Raw genomic sequence first — 2,100 nt, forward strand, 5'->3', positions numbered from 1 at the left:
AAAACCGCATGCCAGCTCCTTTCTATTTTTCAGCCTGTTATGCTCAAACTCTTCCTACTTGGTAATCTATTGGAGCGGCTCATTCTCAACAGCCGTATCAAGTGCGGGATAGACTTTCCGACCTGAAGCTTTAAATCGGCCACACCAGATTGATGATAAAGACGACCACGAAGTAGGCCAGAAAAACTTTCCAGTTCCATTGGTGTTTGCTTTCTTCGTTGATCACGCCGGACGACTTCAATGCCAGGTTTGTGACAATCAGAGCGACAACGATGACCGCCGCATGTACCAGATCAAAATGCAAACTTAAGCTCCCTTTTGCAGATGTTTGATTTATGAAAAATGTGTCAGCAGTCACCTGATGGCAGCATAGCTACATCTGAGTACCTTCCCTCAGATGTCGTGATCCGAGCACATGCACCAGTATCCGTGTTAAACCAGTACGAGGTGAGCCCTTCGCTTCGGATGAGTTCAAATCCGAGACTCTGGATGCCCATTTCAGCCTGTCCCGCTCTTGCCCCTTCAAATGACGAAAGATCGCTAGAGCTGCCCACAGTTGGTGCACTTGCATCCACTGATCCGCCACTCTCGTCGCATGCTGCAAGCGCAGTAATACACGTCGTGCCGATCACCAATAGGACCTTGGGATTCATCTGTGTTTCCCTCGCTTTTTTGGACTTGCGTTCCAGGGTTTCTGATTGATCACCTATTCAATTCCGAAAATTACGTTGTAGTCGACGGAAGAGTTGCTGCGATTGATAACTTCCACAACATGATCACCGGATTGCCAAAGCTGTCCTCGATACTCCTTGTCCGCCGACATCAATCCCAACAGTTCAGAACCATCGGGGTTACGAATGACGTAGTCCAAGGAGCCATTTCGCGGAGCAACGCGGACGTAAAGGAACTGTTCGTTCTTTGCACCGAGAAGGTATTGCTGCGACGCTCCGGGCGCGAGTTGGCCGACAAGTTCGGCGCCAGTGGAACCGACATCGAATTTGACACGCTGGCTACCGGTAGAACCGGCGACGCCTGCAATGGCTCCACCGCCATCATCCATCGCCTCGACAACCGACATCTCTCCAATGCTTCCATCCTTGTACGCGATGCAGCGCCAAAGTGTTCCACCTGCATCTCGTAGCATGACGAGCGTACCTGCTTCCGAGAACTCTGAGCTTTCTATCGTACCTGATTGACCGTCTGGTCCTCCAACCTGCCGTAATTGGTCGATACACGCGTCATCGGCTTCTGACATTGCAAAAGCAGCAGTGCCCGCGATTGCGAACATGGGAGTGAGGAGTTTGAGTAAAACGAGTTTCATCAGATGGTTCCCTGTTGGCTTGTCCTTACAGTTTTGTTCCGTACTAAGCGGAACCTCACTTTGCATCCCTCAACTTTGATAGAAACTCATCGCATGCCTGTGCGCTGCCGACGACCTCGTCTGTCGTTTCAATTCCTTGCAGTGATGCCATCTCGGAATTTACGCGATTGAGGATCTGATCCGCTTGCTCGGGGGTGATCAGGTTCTCTGCTTGTGCTCCTTTCAATGTGGTGCAGACACCGGCGGACAAGCCTGTCGCAACGCCGACACCCACTGCGGCCCCGCCACCTAAGGTCATCGCCCCAACCACGCCGAGGACGAGCCCGATCACAATACCCAAGATCACTTTTCCCATGTTTTCCTCCCTTTTGGTGAGAATAAGCGCGGCTTTCACTACCGGCGCAAACCATGTGCCCATCTGCAAATCAAGACCAGCGCTAACAGGTTGAGCACCGGTGCGAGCGCCGCGAACCACGGTTTGGCCGACTCTGAGATCGAGTCCGCTACAAGTATCCAAGGTAGTCCCAACGGCAGAAGGAACACCCCGGACAAAGGGTCTCTTTCCTGTCCCAACCAGCCAAATGTGCCCGTCAAGAATGCAATCAACGCCAACAGGTAAAGGATCGCGAATACAATGATAGTGGTTCTACAAACCAAGTCGAGCCTCAGCAAATCAAGCCAGTGCTACGCAGCCGTTTTCGGCTACGCGACAGACTGGTCACAATGCGCCTTCGTCGCCCAGAAACTCGATACCAGCTGTCGCGCCATCAGTGTAAGCA

At 52.1% G+C, this 2,100-nt stretch carries 3 protein-coding genes; all 3 read right to left on the reverse strand.

Translation table 11 applies throughout. The annotated features are described in order from the left end of the window. Positions 1 to 130: 130 nt before the first annotated feature. Complete coding sequence (locus I9187_RS21850) at positions 131 to 304, reverse strand: hypothetical protein (protein WP_171239070.1); 174 nt, start codon at positions 302 to 304, stop codon at positions 131 to 133. Between the two features lie 402 nt (positions 305 to 706). Beyond that, the gene (locus I9187_RS21855) at positions 707 to 1,321 is read right to left on the reverse strand and encodes a hypothetical protein (protein WP_171728198.1); all 615 of its coding nucleotides are present in this window, start codon (positions 1,319 to 1,321) and stop codon (positions 707 to 709) included. A gap of 55 nt (positions 1,322 to 1,376) precedes the next feature. Then, a complete protein-coding gene (locus I9187_RS21860) occupies positions 1,377 to 1,676 on the reverse strand; it encodes a hypothetical protein (protein ID WP_171237080.1) in 300 nt (99 codons plus the stop codon). Positions 1,677 to 2,100 lie beyond the last annotated feature (424 nt).

The organism is Ruegeria sp. HKCCE4148 (genome assembly GCF_017872495.1).
Taxonomy (GTDB): domain Bacteria; phylum Pseudomonadota; class Alphaproteobacteria; order Rhodobacterales; family Rhodobacteraceae; genus Ruegeria.

Excerpts from the sequence above, each read along its gene's own strand:
- I9187_RS21855 (WP_171728198.1), bottom strand. The coding sequence starts at position 1,321 with ATGAAACTCGTTTTACTCAAACTCCTCACTCCCATGTTCGCAATCGCG.
- I9187_RS21860 (WP_171237080.1), bottom strand. The coding sequence starts at position 1,676 with ATGGGAAAAGTGATCTTGGGTATTGTGATCGGGCTCGTCCTCGGCGTG.